The organism is Rhizobium arsenicireducens (genome assembly GCF_964021225.1).
In genome coordinates this window covers 3,092,483-3,112,826 of record NZ_CAXHYK020000001.1, presented here as the reverse complement: position 1 = coordinate 3,112,826, position 20,344 = coordinate 3,092,483, and the positions used below count along the sequence as shown (strand labels likewise).

General features: G+C 63.8%; 20 protein-coding genes and 1 pseudogene. 12 read left to right on the top strand and 9 right to left on the bottom strand.

Going from position 1 to position 20,344, the window contains the following annotated elements; translation table 11 throughout:
• Positions 1 to 159: 159 nt before the first annotated feature.
• Together ACWPVA_RS15445 and ACWPVA_RS15440 are read right to left on the bottom strand one after the other, a co-directional pair.
• A complete protein-coding gene (locus ACWPVA_RS15445; RefSeq protein ID WP_454288527.1) occupies positions 160 to 1,266 on the bottom strand; it encodes a TRAP transporter substrate-binding protein in 1,107 nt (368 codons plus the stop codon).
• A gap of 203 nt (positions 1,267 to 1,469) precedes the next feature.
• The gene (locus ACWPVA_RS15440; RefSeq protein ID WP_454289606.1) at positions 1,470 to 1,946 is read right to left on the bottom strand and encodes a group III truncated hemoglobin; all 477 of its coding nucleotides are present in this window, start codon (positions 1,944 to 1,946) and stop codon (positions 1,470 to 1,472) included.
• Positions 1,947 to 2,145: 199 nt separating this feature from the next.
• Here ACWPVA_RS15440 and mbfA point away from each other — a divergent pair, with 199 nt between their 5' ends.
• Complete coding sequence (mbfA, locus tag ACWPVA_RS15435) at positions 2,146 to 3,129, top strand: iron exporter MbfA (protein ID WP_454288526.1); 984 nt, start codon at positions 2,146 to 2,148, stop codon at positions 3,127 to 3,129.
• A gap of 44 nt (positions 3,130 to 3,173) precedes the next feature.
• A complete protein-coding gene (locus tag ACWPVA_RS15430) occupies positions 3,174 to 4,382 on the top strand; it encodes an MFS transporter (RefSeq protein ID WP_454288525.1) in 1,209 nt (402 codons plus the stop codon).
• Here ACWPVA_RS15430 and ACWPVA_RS15425 read toward each other — a convergent pair.
• Positions 4,379 to 4,996: a transglutaminase-like cysteine peptidase gene (locus ACWPVA_RS15425; RefSeq protein WP_454288524.1), complete on the bottom strand. Its 618-nt coding sequence runs from the start codon at positions 4,994 to 4,996 to the stop codon at positions 4,379 to 4,381. The genes ACWPVA_RS15430 and ACWPVA_RS15425 overlap by 4 nt on opposite strands.
• A gap of 105 nt (positions 4,997 to 5,101) precedes the next feature.
• Positions 5,102 to 5,776, bottom strand: a complete 675-nt coding sequence (locus ACWPVA_RS15420; RefSeq protein WP_454288523.1) for an alpha/beta hydrolase — start codon at positions 5,774 to 5,776, stop codon at positions 5,102 to 5,104.
• Between the two features lie 333 nt (positions 5,777 to 6,109).
• Between ACWPVA_RS15420 and infC the strand changes: the two genes are divergently transcribed.
• From infC to ACWPVA_RS15370, 10 genes and pseudogenes are all read left to right on the top strand, one after another.
• Positions 6,110 to 6,646 (top strand): translation initiation factor IF-3, encoded by a 537-nt coding sequence (infC, locus tag ACWPVA_RS15415; protein ID WP_454289605.1) that lies wholly within the window; start codon positions 6,110 to 6,112, stop codon positions 6,644 to 6,646.
• Between the two features lie 156 nt (positions 6,647 to 6,802).
• The gene (locus ACWPVA_RS15410) at positions 6,803 to 7,339 is read left to right on the top strand and encodes a hypothetical protein (RefSeq protein ID WP_454288522.1); all 537 of its coding nucleotides are present in this window, start codon (positions 6,803 to 6,805) and stop codon (positions 7,337 to 7,339) included.
• Positions 7,340 to 7,497: 158 nt separating this feature from the next.
• The gene (locus tag ACWPVA_RS15405; RefSeq protein WP_454288521.1) at positions 7,498 to 7,983 is read left to right on the top strand and encodes a PepSY domain-containing protein; all 486 of its coding nucleotides are present in this window, start codon (positions 7,498 to 7,500) and stop codon (positions 7,981 to 7,983) included.
• Between the two features lie 4 nt (positions 7,984 to 7,987).
• Entirely contained in the window at positions 7,988 to 8,653 is a 666-nt protein-coding gene (locus ACWPVA_RS15400) for a response regulator transcription factor (RefSeq protein ID WP_454288520.1), read from the top strand.
• Complete coding sequence (locus ACWPVA_RS15395; protein ID WP_454288519.1) at positions 8,650 to 9,975, top strand: sensor histidine kinase; 1,326 nt, start codon at positions 8,650 to 8,652, stop codon at positions 9,973 to 9,975. Before ACWPVA_RS15400 ends, ACWPVA_RS15395 begins: the two co-directional genes overlap by 4 nt.
• Positions 9,976 to 10,152: 177 nt before the next feature.
• The gene (gene rpmI / locus ACWPVA_RS15390; RefSeq protein WP_028738670.1) at positions 10,153 to 10,356 is read left to right on the top strand and encodes a 50S ribosomal protein L35; all 204 of its coding nucleotides are present in this window, start codon (positions 10,153 to 10,155) and stop codon (positions 10,354 to 10,356) included.
• A 40-nt stretch (positions 10,357 to 10,396) separates the two neighbouring features.
• Positions 10,397 to 10,801, top strand: coding sequence for a 50S ribosomal protein L20 (gene rplT, locus ACWPVA_RS15385; RefSeq protein WP_028738671.1), 405 nt, complete (start codon positions 10,397 to 10,399; stop codon positions 10,799 to 10,801).
• 133 nt (positions 10,802 to 10,934) lie between these two features.
• Positions 10,935 to 12,020 (top strand): phenylalanine--tRNA ligase subunit alpha, encoded by a 1,086-nt coding sequence (pheS, locus tag ACWPVA_RS15380; protein WP_454288518.1) that lies wholly within the window; start codon positions 10,935 to 10,937, stop codon positions 12,018 to 12,020.
• A 13-nt stretch (positions 12,021 to 12,033) separates the two neighbouring features.
• Positions 12,034 to 14,459: pseudogene (gene pheT / locus ACWPVA_RS15375) on the top strand (phenylalanine--tRNA ligase subunit beta).
• A 166-nt stretch (positions 14,460 to 14,625) separates the two neighbouring features.
• A complete protein-coding gene (locus ACWPVA_RS15370) occupies positions 14,626 to 16,086 on the top strand; it encodes a diguanylate cyclase domain-containing protein (protein ID WP_454288517.1) in 1,461 nt (486 codons plus the stop codon).
• Between the two features lie 25 nt (positions 16,087 to 16,111).
• Here ACWPVA_RS15370 and ACWPVA_RS15365 read toward each other — a convergent pair whose 3' ends face one another.
• The 5 genes from ACWPVA_RS15365 to ACWPVA_RS15345 form a co-directional block, all read right to left on the bottom strand.
• Complete coding sequence (locus ACWPVA_RS15365; RefSeq protein WP_454288516.1) at positions 16,112 to 17,110, bottom strand: aldo/keto reductase; 999 nt, start codon at positions 17,108 to 17,110, stop codon at positions 16,112 to 16,114.
• Positions 17,111 to 17,288: 178 nt separating this feature from the next.
• Positions 17,289 to 17,738 carry an N-acetyltransferase family protein gene (locus tag ACWPVA_RS15360; RefSeq protein ID WP_454288515.1) on the bottom strand — a complete coding sequence of 150 codons (450 nt, stop codon included), beginning with the start codon at positions 17,736 to 17,738 and terminating at the stop codon, positions 17,289 to 17,291.
• A gap of 7 nt (positions 17,739 to 17,745) precedes the next feature.
• Complete coding sequence (locus tag ACWPVA_RS15355; protein WP_454288514.1) at positions 17,746 to 18,696, bottom strand: aldo/keto reductase; 951 nt, start codon at positions 18,694 to 18,696, stop codon at positions 17,746 to 17,748.
• An 86-nt stretch (positions 18,697 to 18,782) separates the two neighbouring features.
• Positions 18,783 to 19,781 (bottom strand): GlxA family transcriptional regulator, encoded by a 999-nt coding sequence (locus ACWPVA_RS15350; protein ID WP_454288513.1) that lies wholly within the window; start codon positions 19,779 to 19,781, stop codon positions 18,783 to 18,785.
• Complete coding sequence (locus ACWPVA_RS15345) at positions 19,778 to 20,338, bottom strand: cysteine hydrolase family protein (RefSeq protein ID WP_454288512.1); 561 nt, start codon at positions 20,336 to 20,338, stop codon at positions 19,778 to 19,780. Before ACWPVA_RS15345 ends, ACWPVA_RS15350 begins: the two co-directional genes overlap by 4 nt.
• Positions 20,339 to 20,344 lie beyond the last annotated feature (6 nt).

Genomic DNA, 20,344 nt, shown 5'->3' with positions numbered 1-20,344 from the left:
GAGCCTAAAACATCCGAAATAACAAATACCTAATATATAAAACTCGAACTAATCTACCTCGCTCAACACTGGCGTCGGCGTGTGTTGTCTGGCCGAAGAAAAGCCCCGGACAGGGCTGTCCGAGGCGAAGGTCTGCTCAAGTCGCAGGCGGCATGGTTTTCAGAGCTTGCCCTGGCGTTGTTGGATCATCATGTAGGTGTCGAAGCCATACTCAGCGACCTGGGCCCACAGATAGGCGTCCTTCTTGAAGGCCTGCTGGCTGTCGTAGAGCATCTTGAAGCTCTCGTTCTTGGCGCTGAGATCGGCATAGGTCTCCAGCGCCGCCTTGTGGCACACGTCGAGGATGTCCGAGCCGAAGGCGCGAAGCTCTGTGCCCTGCGCGACCAACTGGCGAAGGGCTGCGGCATTGGAGGCATCGTAGCGGGCGAGCATGTTGGCATTGGCCGCCGCGCAGGCGTCGGTGAGGATACGCTTGTAGTTTGCCGGCAGCTCGTTGAACTTGTCGGAATTGAAGAAGGCGTGAACGGCCGGGCCACCTTCCCACCAGGCCGGATAGTAGTAATAATTGGCGACCTTGTAGAAGCCGAGCTTCAGATCGTCATAGGGACCGACGAATTCGGTGGCGTCGATCGTGCCCTTTTCGAGCGCCGCGTAGACGTCCGATCCGGCGATCTGCTGCGGTGTGACGCCGACCTTGCTCATCACTTCGCCGGCAAGGCCGGCAATGCGCATTTTCAGGCCCTTGAGATCGTCGATGGTCTTGATTTCCTTGCGGTACCAGCCGCCCATCTGGGCACCCGTATTGCCGGCCGGCAGCGCATAGAGCTTGTGACCGGCAAGAAACTCGTTGAGCAATTCGTTGCCGCCGCCGGCGGTGAACCACGCATTGGTCATGCGGGCGTTCAGGCCGAACGGGATCGCGGTGCCGAGCGCAAACGTCGGATCCTTGCCGATGTAATAGTAGCAGCAGGTATGCGCCATCTCGACGGTGCCGGCAGCGACGGCATCGGCGGCCTGCAGCGGCGGCACGATCTCGCCCGCGGCAAAGGGGGTGATGGTGAAATTGCCGCCGGTTGCCTCAGAGACGCTTTGCGCGATGTCGGTGGCCGCGCCGAAGATGATGTCGAGGCTTTTCGGGAAGGACGAGGTCAAGCGCCAGTTGAGCTTGGGGTTTTCCTGGGCGATCGCGGGAGCGGCAAGCGCAACGGAGGCGGCAGCACCCAAGCCGGCGGCGCCGGCCTGCTGGAAGAATTTACGGCGGTTCATGATCTCTAGCCTTGGTTGTTTCCTATAATGGTCTCATCCTCCTCCGCGGGCGGGTCTAGCGATGATGACCCGTTCACGCAAGCCCGGAAGCTGCAGGAATTGCGTGCTTTGGCGGTTATGCTTGCGGAAAATTGCGTGGACGGCGCGCGAAGCTTGCGAAAGCTGCGCCAGGCTTTTTGGCGGCGGGGCGGTTTCAGGCCCGCTCAGCCCGAGGGCTGGGCGCGCCGGGCCGGGTCGTCGAGAGCCGGATTGTAGAACAGGGCGAGCACGAGGCTGCGGGCGATGCGTTCGGCCGTCGCCATGAACCATGCCTGGGCTTCCTCCGTCGCCTCCATGTCCACGAGCGTCTGGCGAAACAGCACCAGCCACTCGATGAACAGGCCTTCGGTAACGCCAGCGATGCCATGATGGGCCTGGACCGGCTTGCCGCCATAGGCACCGTTCTTGAAGCCGACCGAAGCCCAGAAGGCTTTCATCTTCGTGAGGTGTTCCGGCCAGCGTCCGGAGAGGCGGCTTTCGAACACCGGACCGAGATTCGCGTGGGACTGGATCCGGCCATAAAAGGTTTCGACCAGCCGGTCGATGAAGGCCGGATCGACGCCGATCGCCGCCATCTGCCTTTCGGCCCGCGCCGTGATGTCCGCTCGGTGAGCCGCGCGGCCGACGAGATCGTCCTGCATCGCCATTTCCTTGTATTGTCGTTCATCAACTTGACGCTTGTTGCCGATCATGATGCGGTCGTCAAACAGGCGCCTCGGACCGATCTTCGCATCGCGCGAGCGCTCACGCCAGATGCGGGGGTGCGGCACCGGGACCGCTTGACCCGGAAAACGCGACGCAATAAGTTTAGAACAATTATAAAGAACAGGATAGGCACTGATGCTCGCGCGCTTTTTTACTTCGCCCAAACGCTCCTTCTCCAGCCTGAGCGAACAGGAAATCCTGGCGCTCGCCATTTCCTCGGAAGAGGACGATGCGCGCATCTACCTTGCCTATGCCGATCAGTTGCGCGAGCAGTATCCGCAATCGGCCAAGGTGTTCGAGGACATGGCCGAGGTCGAGCACACCCACCGCAACCAGCTGATCGAGATGCATCGCCAGCGCTTCGGCGAGCGTATTCCGCTGATCCGCCGTGAGCATGTCCGCGACTTCTACGACCGCAAGCCCGACTGGCTGCGCGCCAACCAGAGCCTTGATCAGATCCGGACCGAGGCGGAGACGATGGAGCAGGGCGCCTATCGCTTCTATGTCGAGGCCGCGCAACGCACGACCGATGCCGCGACCCGCAAGCTTCTAGGCGATCTCGCGATGGTCGAGCAGGGGCATGAGGAGATCGCCTCCATGCTCGGGGAGCGCCACACGCCGGAGGATGTCAAGAGCGAGGAGGATGCGACCTCGCACCGCCAGTTCGTGCTGACTTATGTCCAGCCGGGGCTCGCCGGGCTGATGGACGGATCGGTCTCGACGCTCGCGCCGATCTTTGCCGCCGCCTTCGCCACCGGTGATACCTGGCAGACCTTTCTCGTCGGCCTGTCCGCCTCGGTCGGTGCCGGCATATCCATGGGCTTCACCGAGGCAGCCCACGACGACGGCAAGTTGTCCGGTCGCGGCTCGCCGCTCAAGCGCGGCCTGGCCTCGGGCATCATGACGACGCTGGGTGGCCTCGGTCACGCGCTGCCTTATCTCATTCCGCATTTCTGGACCGCAACGATCACCGCCGGCGTGATTGTCTTCTTCGAACTTTGGGCGATCGCCTTCATCCAGAACAAGTATATGGAAACGCCCTTCCTGCGGGCGGCCATGCAGGTCGTGCTCGGCGGCTCGCTGGTGCTGGCGGCTGGCATCCTGATCGGTCACGGTTGATCCTTGTCATGACGCTGCAACGCGAATAGCGTAGCGGCGTCATCATGAAACCTTCTCCGGCCACCCTCGGCATGGGCGTTTCCATGACCGTCGGTTATGGCACGCTCTACTATTCTTTCTCGATCCTTGCTCCCGAAATCGCCCGCGAATTCGGCTGGTCGCAGAGCTTTGTCTTCGCGGTCTTTTCTGTCGGACTCCTGGGAGGCGCCGTGTCCGCGCCGATCATCGGACGGCTGATCGACCGGTTCGGAGCACGGCCGGTGCTGACATTCGGATCGATCCTCGCGGCCGCAGCGCTTGCCGGCCTCTCCATGGTTCAGAACGGCTGGCAGTTCGCCGCCGTGACGCTGGCGGCGGAATTCGTGTCCATCGCGGTTCAGTACGATGCGGGCTTTGCCGCCCTGGCGCAGCGTCACGGCCAGGAGGCCCGCAGCCAGATCACCCTGGTGACGCTGGTCGCCGGCTTTGCCTCGACCGTGTTCTGGCCGCTGATCCAGTGGCTGCTGACGATGATGACCTGGCGCGAAGTCTATCTGGTGCTGGCGGGGCTCAACCTGGTGCTGGCCCTTCCGGTGCACGCGCTCTGGCCGTCCTATCGCCAGGCGCCGGTGGCGTCGGCGAGGGCTGAGGCGGACGCCGGTGATGTCGGCATCGCCAGCCGCCGGCCCCATCTCGTCCTGATGGCCATCAGCCTCTCGGCGGGCGGCTTCGTTCTCTCGGCCATGGGTGCCTCGCTTCTGGTGCTGCTCGGCGACGTGGGCTTCACGCCGGCGGTCGCAACCCTGACCGGCAGTCTCATCGGGCCGTCCCAGGTTGCGGCGCGCGTGATCGAATATGCGCGTCGGGGCGTGCTTTCCCCGCCCGTGACCGGGCTGATCGCCACGGGAGCAATCTTCCTCTCGCTGGCGCTGCTGTTTGCCGCGGCGCTTTATCCGGCGGTCGCCATCGCGCTGGTCTTCGCCGTCTTCTTCGGCATCGGGCAGGGGCTGACGTCGATCATTCGCGGCGTCCTGCCGTTGCACTATTTCGGCACGACCGGCTACGGGCGCACCATGGGCACGCTGTCGGGAATCCGTATGGTCCTGTCCGCGGCCGCTCCCGTCACCATCATTTTCGTCAATGAGGAAATCGGCGTGGCGGCCGCGATCGGCTGCCTGGTGTTGATGGGGGCCGTTGCCCTTGTGGCGATGATCGGGCTGTCCCGATTGCCGCCCCTGCGTCCCGAGGCGGAAGGACCGGCGAACCCGTCCTAATTAAGCGCGCCAACCATGACGTCGGTCGTGCCGTTCTCGATGGTGACCCAGCGACCGGTGTCGAAGCTCGCCTGGCGCTTGAGGTAGCTATAGGGGGTCTCGGTCCAAAGCTTTACGTCGTTGACCAGGTTGTCGAGGATGAAATCGCCCTGGGCGCTACGCAGCGTCAGCACCGCGTGGCCTTCGCCATCGGGCTTGCGCACCACGGTGATCAGGAGATCGGCGGGAGAGAAGCCCGCCTTCATCAGCTTTTCGCGCTTCAGCAGGACGAAGTCCTCGCAATCGCCGGCGTCGGCTGGATAGGCCCAGACCTCTTCGCGACCATAGACTTCGGCATCGGTGGCTGGCGTGATGGCAGCGTTGACGCTGGTGTTGATGTCGCGGACCACGTCCCAGCCGCGCGGGGTCAGCCGTGGCAAGGTGCCAGGCTTGCTCTTTACGTTGCACTCGTCGCGATTGAGACGGCAGAACTCGTAGTGGCCGATCGGCTGCGAAGTCACGCTGCCCGTCACCATCGACAACTGTGGCTTGGGTGCCGTGAAGCCGTTGCCGGCCGGCGCCGAAACGCCGAGCACCAGAAGCAAAGCGGCGAAAGCGCGCGATCGGTTCATCATGAACTCGTCCCCTAAATCCTTAACAAAACGTTAAGGTCCAAGCGGGTCTCGAGTCAATCGCGCTGCCGACCGCGCGTTAGGGATTTGTCAACTATGGTTAAAATGCTACAGATCCGGCGCGTGCTCCGCATCGATCATGGCAAGGATCGCCGCCTTCATCCTCGCGATGTCCTCTGGGCGCGACAGCCGATGGTCGCCATCGCGCACCAGAGTGAGCACGACATCGTCGGCCGGCAGGAATTCCATGAGTTTGAGCGCGTGACGATAGGGGACGTCGGGATCGGCCATGCCCTGCAGGATATGCACCGGGCAACCAGTTTCGATGATGCCCGTCAGCACGCGGTTGAGGCGGCCGTCCTTGATCAGGGCGCGGGTGAATATGTTGGGCTCTGGGCTGTATTCCGAGGGTTCCTCGAAATAGCCGCGCTCGGCAAGCGACGCCCGCTCGGCATCGGAAAGGTTCGGTTCGATCAGATCGAGAGTGAAGTCGGGTGCAGGCGCGATCAGCACCATGCCGGCGAGCCGCGGTCCGGTGCCGCTCCTGGCAAGCTCCTGTGCCAGCCGCAGCGCGATCCAGCCGCCCATGGACGAGCCGACCACCACGAGGCTCGGCGGGGCGACATGGTCGATGACGGCGCGTGTCTCTTCCAGCCATCGGGAAATCGTGCCCCGGCGAAATTCGCCACCCGAGGCGCCGTGGCCGGAATAGTCGAAACGGATTGACGCCAGGCCCTTTTCCGCCGCGAGCGCGTCCATTTCGAGGGCCTTCGTGCCGCTCATGTCGGAGCGGTAGCCGCCGAGCCAAAGGAGCGCAGGGCTGTTGGGCGCGGTCGTTGTGGCAGCAGAGCGGGCGATGATGGCGATGTCGCGTGCATCCTCGTCCCGGCCGACGGTGATTGTCTGAGCGCTCGGCGCGAGAGGGGGGAGGTCATGGGCGGCTCCGTGGTTGAACAGGCTCTGTAAAACAGATTCGCGAAGTGACGGACAGCAGGTGATTTTCCGTACGAAGCGTGTTATTGACTTCGAAATCTGTAATGGCCAAATAGCGCGAACGCGCGACGTTCGCGCAGGCAGGCGTTACAGTCATCCGCAATAATGTAGGAGAATACGACCATTCGCAGACCTTTCAAAGCCGATGCCCCTGTCAAGGAAGGGCCGCGCTCCAATCGGGAGATCCGGATTCCCCGGGTCCAGCTTATCAATGACGAAGGCTTGAACCTCGGCATCGTGCCGACGGAAGAGGCGCTCAGGATGGCGGAAGAGGCGGGTCTTGATCTCGTCGAGATCTCCCCCCATGCCGAGCCGCCCGTCTGCAAGATCCTGGACCTCGGCAAGCTGAAATTCGCCAACCAGAAGAAGGCGGCCGAAGCGCGCAGGAAGCAGAAGATCGTCGAGGTCAAGGAAATCAAGATGCGTCCGAACATCGACACCCATGACTATGAGGTGAAGATGAGGGCCATGAACCGCTTCTTCGAAGAGGGTGACAAGGTCAAGGTGACGCTCAAGTTCCGCGGCCGCGAAATGGCCCACCAGGAACTCGGCATGAAGCTTCTGCAGCAGGTGAAGGAAGATACCGTCACCATCGCCAAGGTCGAGGCCGAGCCGAAGCTTGAAGGCCGACAGATGATGATGGTGCTTGCTCCGAAGTGAGCCGGGCTTTCATTTCCGCGATGAACCAAGCCGCCTCCGGGCGGCTTTTTCATGCGCTGTGCTGACAATTGGCTGACAGTCGGGCGCGGTGAACTGTCAGTACCCCGGACGCATGATGCTCTTCATCGAGTTCATCGCTGCAAACCGGAGGAAAAAATGTTCAACTTGCTGCGCAGAAACCTGCTTGTCTCCACCGCCGCCCTCTTCTCGCTGACCATTGCGCCGGCGCTGGTCTCCACGATTTCGGCCCCTATAGGCGCCTCGATCCTGTCTGCCGCCATGGCCGATGACGACAATGGGGGCGACGACAATGACAATGGCGGCAATGACGACAACGGAAATGACGACAACGAAAACGGCAACGACGATAACGACAATGGCACCGACGACCATGGCGACGACGACAACGGTGCGGATGACGATTCGACGGATGACAACGGCGTCGACGACAATGGCGCCGATGACGATGTCGACACGACGGGCGTGAATGCCGACCAGGGTCGCGACGACCGCACCAGCCTTGTGGTCACTGACGCCCAGTTGCGTGGGCTGGCGAACGGCTCGATGGTTGCCATCGACCAGACGGGGCGCCGCCTGGATCTGGAAATCGAGAAGGAACACAATCGGACCGCAGTGACGATCAACGCGCCGCGCAATTCGGTGACTGCCGTGACCATCGTTCCGGCACACTGAGGTCCGTTGAAGCGGCTGCGGCGCAGCCGCCGGCGCCGCAGCTGTTTCACCCCGCCCGTAACCGGGCGGGGTCCTTGCGTTGCAGTGGCGCTTCGGCCCGACAGTCGCTAGTCTCGACGCGGATCGCGCAGCCAAGATGAAACGAACATGTGAGAACCATGGACAGGCGAGATTTCCTGCTGTTGTTGCTGGCGGCGCTGCCCAGCGCCGGTACGCTGCTGCCTGTCAATCCGGCGTTCGCCGAGGATGGCGGAGATGACGGTGGTGACGAAGGCGGAGACGACGGTGGCGACGATGGCGGAGACGACGGTGGCGACGATGGCGGAGACGATGGCGGCGAGGATGGTGGCGGCGACGGCGGCAAGGACGATGGTGGCAAGGATCAGGGCAACGCCGACAAGCGGGATGACGCGGACCATGTCGAAGCGCGCGATGCCGTTCGCGACGGCCGCATTCTGCCGCTACGCGAGATTCTGAGCCGGGTGAAAGCCATGGGTGCCGGCCGTGTCCTGTCGGTCGATTTGAAGCTCGGCGGCAAGACATCGGTTTACATTTTGAAGGTCGAGAACGAAAAAGGCGGTGTGCGCACATTGCGTCTCAATGCAGAGACCGGCCGCACGCTCGGCCCTTTCGGGTTGTGGTGAAGACATGCGGCTGCTGCTTGCCGAAGACGATCGCGATATCGCCGAGCACACGAAAGCCAAGCTCGAGGCCGAGGGATACCTTGTCGACCACCTGGCGACGGGTCCCGAAGTCTGGGCCGAGGGCGAAACCAACGACTATGCGGCAATCATTCTGGATCTGGGCCTGCCCGGCATGGATGGTCTGTCGATCCTGAAGCGCTGGCGCGCCGCAGGCGTCGATACGCCGATCATGGTCCTGACGGCGCGCGGCTCCTGGATGGAGCGTGTCGACGGTTTCGAGGCCGGCGCCGACGACTACCTGCCGAAGCCGTTCCGCAGCGAAGAACTGGTCGCGCGTCTCAAGGCGCTTTTGCGCCGTTCCCGCGGGCGGCCGTCGTCCATCAAGTCGGCAGGCCGCTTCGTCGTCGATGACCAGGCGCGCCGCGTGACCTATGACGGCCGGCCGCTGGAACTGACCGCGCTGGAATATCGCCTCGTGCAATTGCTCGTCAGCGAGCCCGGCCGCGTCTTCGATCCGATCGAGATCGCCCGTCGCGTCCAGGGACGCGACGACGATGCGGCGAAGAATTCCGTCGAGGCCATGGTCGCCCGGCTTCGGCGCAAGACCGACCCGGAGGCGATCGAGACGCGGCGCGGCTTCGGCTACTTTGTGCCGGATGAAAACGCATGATCGCGTCGCTGCGGATCCGACTGGCCCTTGGAGCTTTCGCCGCCATCGTCTTCATCCTTCTCATGCTGGGTTACGGGCTGAGCCGGGTCTTTTCGGGCTATGTGGCCGAGCGCTACAGGGTGGAAATGTCCGGGATCGTCGATCAACTCGTCGCGGGCCTCGAATTGCGCGACGGCAAGGTATTGCTCGCAAAGACGCCGACGGATCCCCGCTTCACGCTTCCCGGCAGCGGGCGGTACTGGCAGGTGGTCGCGCAGACGGGCGAGGTTCTGCGGTCGCGGTCGCTTTGGGATGTCGATCTGCCGAACACTGCGCTGGTCCCGACGGATCACGGATTTATCGAGGCGCAAGGCCCCGATGGCGCCAACCTTTTCGTCTACCGGCGTGAGATCGCCCTCGACGAGCCTCACGGGTCCTCGCGCTTTGCCTTGTCTGCGGCCTTCGAACGTTTCGAGTTCGACGACGCCGTTGCCCAGTTTCACAGCGCAATGACGCTGATGCTGGTGCTCAGTGCCGCGGTTCTGGTTGCGGCAGCGATCTTTCAGGTCGGGGTCGGACTGGCGCCTCTGGCGCGACTGCAACAGCGGGTCGGGCTGGTGCGCGCGGGACAGGCCAGTTCGGTCGACGATGTCGGCGTTTCGGAACTCGGGCCGCTCGTCTGCGAGCTCAACCTCCTGCTCACGGAACGCGCCACCGCGGTGGAACGGGCAAGGGCGCGCGCCAGCGATCTGGCCCACGGGCTCAAGACGCCGTTGACCGTGCTCCTGCACCTTGCGGACCAACTTCCGCCCCATGAGAAGGACCTCGCGCGCCAGCAGGTGGATCTTATCCGCCAGCGGGCCGATCGGCAATTGCAGTCGGCAAGGCTCGGTGTCGAGCAGATGGGCCTGACGGAACTCGGCCCGCTCGTCGGCAAGTTGGTCATGGTGCTGAAACCGATCACCGGGCCGCGCGGCATAGACTGGCAGATCCGAATTCCCGCGGGACTTGCCGTGGATATGGATGCAGCGGATTTCGCCGAGGCGCTCGGCAATGTGCTCGACAACGCCTCCCGGTTTGCCCGGGGCGAAATTCGCATCACGGCCACCGCCGAGGACGAGGCGGCGGTGGTGACCGTCGAGGACGACGGTCCGGGCACATCGGAAGCAGACCTGGCCATCCTCCCGTCGCGGGGCGTGCACCTGGGGGATGACGACGGCGGCTCCGGCCTCGGGCTCTCCATCACCGCGGAGATCCTCTCGGCCTATGGCGGTTCGCTGGAGCTTGGACGCTCGCAGCTCGGCGGGCTGTCGGTCCGGCTGTCGGTGCCGCTTCGCGGGTAGCGGGCTCGCATCGACGGCGAGCGTTGGAGATTCCCGATGCGACCCGTTGCGCTTTTCTCCGTCAGCGGTTATAAGCGCGCGTCCGAACGGTCCGGCAGGGCATGCCGTGGCCGTTCTTTATGCTTGAAAACGGGCATTCGTCTGCCTGTTTCGATACAAGAACAATGGAGTAGCAAAATGCCCAAGATGAAGACGAAATCCTCCGCCAAGAAGCGGTTCAAGATCACTGCCACCGGCAAGGTCCTCGCGGCCGCCGCCGGCAAGCGCCACGGCATGATCAAGCGGTCCAACAAGTTCATCCGCGATGCACGCGGCACGATGGTTCTTTCCGAAGCTGACGGCAAGAAGGTCATCAAGAACTACCTGCCGAACGGTCTCTGAGACCCTCGTCGCTTTTTGGATCATTTAAGGAGATCATGACATGGCACGCGTAAAACGTGGCGTAACTTCCCGCGCCAAGCACAACAAGGTATTCAAGGCAGCCAAGGGCTTCTACGGCCGCCGCAAGAACACGATCCGCGCCGCGAAGGCCGCTGTGGATCGTTCGAAGGCATTCGCCTACCGCGACCGCAAGGTCAACAAGCGCAACTTCCGCGCCCTGTGGATCCAGCGTATCAACGCTGCTGTGCGCGAACACGGCCTGACCTACGGCCGCTTCATCGACGGCCTGAACAAGGCTGGCATCGAAGTCGACCGCAAGGTTCTGTCCGACATGGCCATCCACGAACCGGCAGCCTTCGGCTCGCTGATCGCGGCTGCCAAGAAGGCACTGGCTTACCTCAAGGATGCCGGCACGGCCAACGAGTTTGAAAGCGCGGTCAAGTAAGCCAGCGCTTCCCAAGCTTTTGTAAGAAGAAATTGTTGGGAAACCCGCGCTGGCAGGGCTAGCGCGGGTTTTTCATTTTGTCGTCATGCCGGGGCGTTAGGGACCACGGTGGTTTAAAGGGCAGGAAACGGACATGTCCGATCTCGACAGTATGAAAACGGCGCTTCTCGCCGACATCGCCGCAGCCGACAACGAGGCCGATATTGAAGCGGTCCGCCTGGCAGCCCTTGGCAAGAAGGGGTCGGTTTCCGACCTCCTGAAGACGCTGGGCTCAATGACGCCGGAAGAGCGCCAGACGCGCGGTGCTGCGATCAACGCGCTGAAGACCGAAGTCACCGAAAAGATCACCGCCCGCAAGACCGAGCTGAAGGACGCCGCCATCACCGCGCGGCTGAAGGCCGAGACCGTCGACGTCTCGCTGCCGGTCCGCTCCTCGCCCGCCGAGCGCGGCCGCATCCATCCGATCAGCCAGATCGTCGACGAGATCACCGCGATCTTCGCCGACATGGGCTTCTCGATCGCCGAAGGCCCGGATATCGAGACCGACTACTATAATTTCACCGCGCTCAACTTCCCCGAAGGCCATCCGGCCCGCGAGATGCACGACACCTTCTTCCTGGAGCCCGACGACAACGGCGACCGCAAGGTGCTGCGCACCCATACCTCGCCGGTGCAGGTGCGCACCATGGAAGCACAGAAGCCGCCGATCCGCATCGTCATTCCGGGCAAGACCTATCGCCAGGACAGTGACGCCACCCATTCGCCGATGTTCCACCAGGTCGAAGGCCTGGTGATCGACAAGACCGCCCATGTCGGCCACATGCGCTGGATCCTCGAAGAATTCTGCAAGACCTTCTTCGAGGTCGACAACGTGACCATGCGCTTCCGCCCGTCCTTCTTCCCCTTCACGGAGCCGAGCTTCGAGGTCGACATCCAATGCGACCGCTCGTCCGGCCCGATCGTCAAGTTCGGCGAGGGCAAGGACTGGATGGAAATCCTCGGCTGCGGCATGGTTCACCCGAACGTTCTGCGCGCCGGCGGTCTCGATCCCGATGAATACCAGGGCTTTGCCTGGGGCATGGGCCTCGACCGCATCGCCATGCTGAAATACGGCATGCCGGACCTGCGCGACTTCTTCAACGCCGACGTGCGCTGGATGAGCCACTACGGTTTCCGCCCGCTCGACGTGCCGACATTGTTTGGCGGCCTGAGCGCGTAAGGAGGATAGACCCATGAAATTCACACTCTCCTGGCTGAAGGATCACCTGGAAACCGACGCCACGCTCGACGAGATTTGCGAGCGCCTCACCGCGATCGGCCTCGAGGTCGAGGACGTCGATGACAAGGCGGCCTACAAGCCCTTCGTCATCGCAAAAATCCTGACCGCCGAAAAGCATCCCGAAGCCGACCGCTTGAAGGTCCTGACGGTCGACGCCGGCGACGGTTCGGCCCCGGTGCAGATCGTCTGCGGCGCGCCGAATGCGCGGGCCGGCCTGGTCGGCGCGCTGGCGCGGCCCGGCACCTATGTGCCCGGCATCGACGTGACGCTGGCCGTCGGCAAGATCCGCGGCGTCGAAAGCCACGGCATGATGTGCTCCGAAAGGAGCTCAACATGTCGGACAATCACGACGGCATCATCGATCTCCCGGACGACGCGCCGGTCGGTAGGTCGTTCGCGTCCTATGCCGGCCTCGACGATCCGGTCATCGAGATTAACCTGACGCCGAACCGCCCGGACTGCACCAGCGTCTTCGGCATTGCCCGCGATCTCGCCGCCTCCGGGCTGGGCAAGCTCAAGCAGCCGAAGGCGCCCGAATTCAAGACCGACGGCGAAACGCCGATCGAGGTCAAGATCGTGCTCGACGACGAGAAGCTCTGCCCGGGCTTCGCCTATCGTCTCGTGCGCGGCGTGAAGAACGGCCCGAGCCCGCGCTGGATGCAGCAGCGGCTGCTGGCCATCGGCCTTCGTCCGATCTCGGCGCTGGTCGACGTCACCAACTACATGACCTTCGACCAGGGCCGGCCAATGCACGTATTCGACGCGGCCAAGGTCAAGGGAACGCTCACCGTGCGCCGCGCCCGTCAGGGCGAGGAGATCCTGGCGCTCGACACGCGGACCTACAAGCTCAATCCGGCCAATGTCATCATCGCCGACGACAACGGTCCGGAATCGATCGGTGGCATCATGGGTGGCGAACACTCCGGCTGCGACGAGAACACAACCGAGGTTCTGATCGAATCCGCGCTGTGGGATCCGATCAACATCGCCAAGACCGGCCGCAGCCACGGCATCATCACCGATGCGCGCTATCGCTTCGAGCGCGGCGTCGACCCGGAATACATGATGCCCGGCCTCGAGCGCACCACCGAACTGGTTCTCTCCATGTGCGGCGGCACCGCGGCCAAGGCCAAGGTGGTCGGCTACAAGGGTTTCGACCGCAAGACCGTCGACTTCCCCTTCTCGGAAGTGAAGCGGCTGACCGGCCTCACCGTATCCAATGACGAAGCCCGCCAGATCCTGACCGGCCTCGGCTTCGAGGTCGCGGGCGAAGGTGAGACGGTTTCCGTCGCGGTGCCCTCCTGGCGTCCGGACGTCGATGGCAAGGCCGACCTGGTGGAAGAGGTCATGCGCGTGCATGGCGTCGACCAGATCAAGCCCGAGCCGCTGGCGCCGACCGGCAGCGTCAACGCCAAGATCCTCACACCCCTGCAGATCCGCACCCGCACGGCCAAGCGGGCGCTGGCCTCACGCGGCATGCTGGAAGCGGTCACCTGGTCCTTCATCCCGGAAGAGCATGCAAAGCTTTTCGGCGGCGGAAGCCGTGCGCTGAAGCTCGCCAATCCGATCGCCGCCGACATGTCGGACATGCGCCCCTCGCTGCTGCCGGGCCTGCTGACGGCTGCCCAGCGCAATGCCGACCGCGGTTTCGGCGACGTGGCGATCTTCGAGGTCTCGGGCACCTATGAGAGCGACAAGCCGGAAGGGCAGCGTCGGGTCGCCGGCGGCATCCGCCGCGGCACGGCCTCGCTTGCCGGTGCCGGCCGCATGTGGTCGAACGCGGCCAAGGGCGGCGGCAAGCCGGTCGACGTCTATGACGCCAAGGCCGATGCGCTCGCCGTTCTGGAGGCCTGCGGCCTGCCGATGTCGAACGTTCAGGTCGAGCAGGGCGGTCCGGCCTGGTACCATCCGGGTCGTTCCGGCACGATCAAGATGGGTCCGAAGGTGGTAATCGGCCATTTCGGCGAGTTCCATCCGAAAACGCTGGAGGCGCTCGACGTGTCCGGCGCTTTGTGCGGCTTCGAGGTCTATCTCGACGTCGTGCCGGAGCCGAAGAGGAAGGCGACCCGCACCAAGCCGGCGCTCGATCTCTCGCCCTTCCAGATGGTGAAGCGTGACTTCGCCTTCGTGGTCGAGAAGTCGGTCGAGGCGGGCGCGATCATCAAGGCGGCGGCCAGCGCCGACCGCAAGCTGATCACTGGCGTCAACGTCTTCGACATCTTCGAGGGGGCCTCGCTCGGCGAGGGTCGGAAGTCGGTGGCGATCGAGGTGCTGATCCAGCCGGCCGACAAGACGCTGACCGACGAGGACTTCGACGCGCTGACCAAGAAGATCGTCGGCAATGTCGAAAAGACCACCGGCGGCAGCCTGCGCGCCTGAGTGGAGAAACTGCCCGGGAGCGTCGTCGAGAACGCCGCTCCCGTCCGGCGCAAACTTCGACAGCGACCGGTCAATAGAGATTTAATCAATACTGAATAGTCTGTCTCGATATCCCGAGGGTCAGAAGTTCTTTTGACGCGATTTTTCTCAGGCGGGCGATACTCCAATGAGCGGTTCTGTTGACGCGAATATTTTCGAACTCGCTCCGATTGCAATGTGGATCGAGGATTTCAGCGAGGTCAAAGCGCAGTTCGACGCCTGGCGCGCTGAGGGCGTGACAGATCTTCGCGCCTTTCTCAAAGAGGACCGCAGACGCGTGGCGGAGTGTTCTGCCAAGATCCGCATCCTGCAGGTCAACCGCAAGACGCTCGAGCTGTTCGAGGCGCAAGACCTCGAACAGCTTGCCGGCAATCTCGGCAAGGTCTTCTGTGACGACATGTGGGAGACCCACATCAACGAGTTGACGGATCTCTGGGAAGGCAGGACGGAATTCGCCGGGAGCGCGGTCAACTACACGCTGACTGGTCGCCGCCTCGACATTCAACTGCGCGGTTCCGTCCTTCCGGGTCACGAACAGACGCTCGGCCAACTGCTGGTGACGACAGAGGACGTGACGGAACGGGAAGACGCCCGGCGAGCCGAGCTGGAGAACCGGCGCTATGCCGAAGGCGTCTTCGAGCACTCGCCCGTCTCGCTGTGGATCGAGGATTTCAGCAGTATCCGTGACCTGCTCGAGGATGTGCGGTCACGCGGCATCGTCGATTTCCGCGTCTTCACCGACGTTCATCCCGAGTTCGTGCGCCAATGCATGTCGGAGATCCGGGTGCTCGACGTCAACCAGGCGACGCTCGACCTTTTCGGTGCGCCCGACCGCCAGACGCTGCTGCTTCGCCAGGGCGACATCTTCCGCGACGAGATGGAAAAGCCGTTCCGTGAACAACTGATCGATCTCTGGGACAATCGGCTCTATCATAGCCGCGAGGTGGTGAACTACGCGCTCGACGGCAGCGTTCGCCATATCCTCCTCAACTTCGCGGTCTTCCCCGGCCATGAGCGCGATTGGTCGCGGGTGCAGGTTGCGCTGACGGATATCACCGCCCGCAAGAAGGCCGAGGCCTATCTCGAATATCTCGGCAAGCACGACATCCTGACCAAGCTGCACAACCGCGCCTTCTATACCGACGAGTTGAACAGGCTCGAGCGCAAGTCGCTCAGGCCGGTTTCGGCCATCGTCATCGACCTCAACGGCCTGAAGGAGGCCAATGACCAGCGCGGCCACGATGCCGGCGATGCGCTGCTTCGGCGCTTCGGCGAGGTCCTGAACAGCGTCGTCAAGCCGCCCCACCATGCAACGCGCATCGGCGGCGACGAATTTGCGGTCCTGATGCCGGGCGCGGACCGGCAGGTCGCCCAGGGCATAGTCGACACGATCCACGAGATCCTGAAGATCAACAACCAGTTCTATTCCGATGCGCTGCTCAGCATATCGCTCGGCTGCGCGACCAGCGAGCCGGGCGAGAGCATGGAAGCGCTGATGAAACGCGCCGACGACCTGATGTACGAAAACAAGCGCCTGCACTATGCAGGTACGTCCGCCGGCGCGGGGGCAAGGCGCGCCAAGGCCTGATGCCACGCGGGTCGCACGGAGGGGCTCAGCGCCCCGCCATCTTCGCCATGCGTTCCGGATAGCGCGCCCCCGCCACCTTCTGCGGCGAGAGCATGTCGCCGAGCGTCCGGACTTCATCGGCCGACAGCGCGATGTCGGCGGCCGCGACGTTCTTTTCCAGATTGGCGATCTTGGTCGTGCCGGGGATCGGCACGATGAAATCGCCCTGGGCCAGAACCCAGGCCAGCGCCAGCTGGCCCGGCGTCACGCCCTTTTCCGCCGCCATCGCCTCCAGCGCCGAGACTAGCGCCAGATTGGCGTCGAAATTCTCCTGCGAGAAGCGCGGCAGCGAGCGGCGGAAGTCGTTCTCCGCCATGCCGTCGAGCGTCTTCAGCGCGCCGGTCAGCACGCCGCGGCCGAGCGGCGAAAAGGGGACGAAGCCGATGCCGAGTTCGCGGCAGGTATCGAGCACGCCGTTTTCTTCCGGATCGCGGGTCCACAGCGAATATTCGCTCTGGATGGCGGCGATAGGATGCACGGCATGGGCACGCCTGAGCGTCGCGGCGCTCGCCTCGGACAGACCGATCGCCTTCACCTTGCCCTGGCGGACAAGGTCGGCCATGGCGCCGACCGTGTCCTCGATCGGCACGTCCGGGTCGACGCGGTGTTGGTAGAACAGGTCGATCACCTCGACGCCGAGCCGCTTCAGCGAGGCCTCGGCGACTTCGCGCACATGTTCGGGGCGCGAATCCGTGCCACCGGCGCTCGCGTCGTTGGGATTTTCCGTGTTGATGCGAAAGCCGAACTTGGTGGCGATCTGCACCCGGTCGCGATAGGGCTTCAGGCCCTTGCCGACCAAGATCTCGTTGGTGAACGGCCCGTAGATTTCCGCGGTGTCGAACAGCGTGACGCCGAGTTCGACGGCGCGGGCAAGCGTCGCCAGCGATCCCGCCTCGTCGCCGGTCCGGGTATAGCCGTGTGTCATGCCCATGCAGCCGAGGCCGAGCGAGGAAACGGTGAGGGGGCCAAGTTCGCGGTGTTTCAAGGGGCGTCTCCTAAGGGCACAAACCGTTTGGCCCGACAATGCAGTGAAGCTGAAAGCCAGAGACAGATCCAGCGGTTCGATCAAAAAGTGTCGTAGAAACCAATGGTACTGGCGATCGTCGCAGAGACCCGCCCTTTCCGCAAGCCAGACGCGAAGGGCGGCGTGGGTCTGCGGTCTGTCATGCGGTGAGCGCCATTCGATAGCGCACGTGTCCGTCTTCCTTCGCGTAGGTGTCGTAGAGCTTGCGCGCCGTCGCGTTGTCGTGGTTGGTGTGCCAGTAGAGGCGGGACCAGCCCTTCTGCTTCGCCAGGGTTATCAGATCGTCGATCAGTGCCCGGCCGAGGCCTCGGCCGCGGAATTTCTCGTCGAGATAAAGGTCCTCCAGATAGCAATCCGGGGTCAGTGCCCAGGTGGAATCGTGGAAATGGTGGATGGCAAAGCCCGCCATCTGGCCGTCGACCAGCGCCACGCGCATGGCGATGCGGGACGAGGGATCGAGGATGCGCGCCCAGGTATGGTTGGTGACCTCTTCGGATAGGTCGACCTTGTAGAAGGTGAGGTATCCCTTCCACAGCCGCTGCCAGGCGGCTTCGTCGGCGGGTTGGGCGTCACGAATCTCGACGGTCATGGATCTCTTACGCTCCGGCTTCGGTGAGGCGTGCCATCTGGGCGTCGGAAAGCGTGAGCTTGCCGGCGGCGATCAGGCTGTCGAGCTGGCGAAGGCTGGTGGCTGAGGCGATCGGCGCGGTGATGCCGGGGCGGGCGGCGACCCAGGCGATGGCGACGGTTGCCGGCGAGGTTCCGGTCTCGGCGGCCACTTCGTCGAGGGCGGCGAGGATCCTCAACCCCTTGTCGTCGAGATATTCGCCGACGCGGTAGCTGCGGGCGGCGCCTTCCGTGTCCTTCAGGCTGCGATACTTGCCGGTGAGGAAGCCGGCGGCGAGCGCGTAATAGCTGATGACGCCGATCTCTTCCCTCATGCAGAGGTCGGCCAGCGGCCCTTCGAACCTGTCGCGGGTGTAGAGATTGTATTCCGGCTGCACGACGTCGTAGCGTGGCAGATTGTTCTTTGCGGCTGCGTCGAGCGAAGCCTGCAACTGCCCGGCCTCGTAATTCGAGCAGCCGATCGCCCGGACCTTGCCCTGCTGCTTGAGCCGGGCGAAGGCCTCCAGCGTCTCCTCGATCGGCACGTCCTCGTCCGGCTTGTGGGCAAGATAGAGGTCGATATAGTCGGTGCCGAGCCGCTTGAGCGAGGCCTCGGCTGCCTCGGCGATCCACTTGGCCGACAGACCGGTCTTGCGGCCCTGGCTGTCGAAGCCGACCTTGGTGACGATCACCGCCTTGTCGCGGGCGACATGGCCGCGCTTCAGCCACTGGCCGATGATTTCCTCGCTCTCGCCGCCCTTGTGGCCGTCGACCCAGGAGGAATAGACGTCTGCCGTGTCGATCGCATTATAGCCGGCGTCGAAGAAGGCATCAAGCAGGTCGAACGAGGTCTTTTCGTCGGCGGTCCAGCCGAACACATTGCCGCCGAAGACGACGGGCGCGATGGAAAGGCCGGTGCGGCCGAGCGAACGCTTCTGCATGGGTAAACTCCGTGGTTCGCGGGAGGCGGCCGAAGGCGGCCGGGCTGGGAGCCTGCAGGTTAGCAACCGCGCCTGTGATCGACCACTCAATTTCTTTGATCGGACGTGCGGTAGTGGCTGGGCGGCAGGGTATTGTGCTGCGCCCAGATGCGCCTCAGATGACGCGGCGAGGAAAATCCCGCCCGCTCTGCCACCGTCTCCATGTCGAGGCGGGAATGGGAGAGGATGTCGCGGGCCAGCGTCACCCGCATCAGATTGACGTACGCGATGACAGACAGTCCGGCGTGTTCGCGAAACAGTCGCGTCATGTGGCGTTCGCTCAGATGGCCGAGATCTGCCAGCTGTGAAAGCGTCCAGTCGCGGGCCGGATCGGACATGATCGCATCCTGGATGCGGTGGATCGCCGGGTGCAGGTGGTTGCGGCCGGACAGCCAGGGCGAGAGCTGCGGATCGGCGCCGCTGCGGCGCATGTAGATCACCATGGTCCGGGCGATCGCCAGTGCCACCGGCGCGGCGGTGAGCTTCGAGACGATGTGCAACATCAGGTCTATGCCGGTGGAGATGCCGGCGCTGGTAAAGCGTTCGCCGTCCTCGACGAAGAGACGGTTTTCCAGCACCTGCGCGGTCGGAGCGAGACGGCTGAGGTCGTCGATGCAGTCCGCGTGGGTGGTGCAGGCATGGCAGTCGAGCAGGCCCGCGGATGCGGCGAGCAGGGCGCCGGAGCAGATGGTGACGAGCGTGATGCCGGGCATAACGACGCGGGCCAGCCAGCGCGCGATCTCCGCCCGCTCGGCCGCAACCGACGAAGGATCGGGAACCGCGCCCATGCTGCCGGAAATGACCACATAGGCGCCGTCGGGCAGTCGCTCGGGCAGGGGCTCCAGATTGGCGAGCACAAGCCCGATCGAGGTCGTCTGTTCGGCACGGGCGGCGACGAAACGGCAGTCGAACAGGATCTCCTCCTGTTCGACATTGGCATAGCGCAACACCTCGACCGGACCGGCGACATCCATCAGCAGCGTGTGCGGCGGCAGCACGACATAGACGGGAATGGTCCGGCGGTCGGGGCAGGGCGCGACTGTCATGCGGCCAGACCGATCTGGCCGAGCGCCTGTTCGACCGTCGCGATGCGGGCAAAGCGGCCAGCCAGCACCAGCTCGGTGCGGATCTTGATGTCGGCGGCGCTGAACACCTGGCCCGAGGCATGGGTCATCGGGAAGGTCAGCGTCGCCTCGGTCACGTAGTCGACGGCAAAGCCGAGATCGGCGCCGTGGCGCGTCGTCGTCTCGCAGCACTGTTCGGTGCGGATGCCCGAGACGATCAGCCGGCCGATGCCGCGCTGGCGCAGCCAGATTTCGAGCGGCGTGCCGACGAAGGCCGAGTGGCGGGTCTTGTGGATGATGACGTCCGGCTCGATGCGGAGGCCGGTGAGCGTCGTGACGAAACCGCTGTCGAGGCGAAACTCCGCATCGTCGTCGGTGTGGAATATCTGCACGACGGCATGGCCGGCGGCCTTGGCGCCGTCGATCAGCGCCTGCTGCTTGGCGATGAAGTCGACCACGTCCTCATCGCGCCAGTAGGGGCGGTGGCGGAAGGATTCCTGAACGTCGATGACAAGGAGGGCTGTGTTGCTGTCGGTCATTTTCTG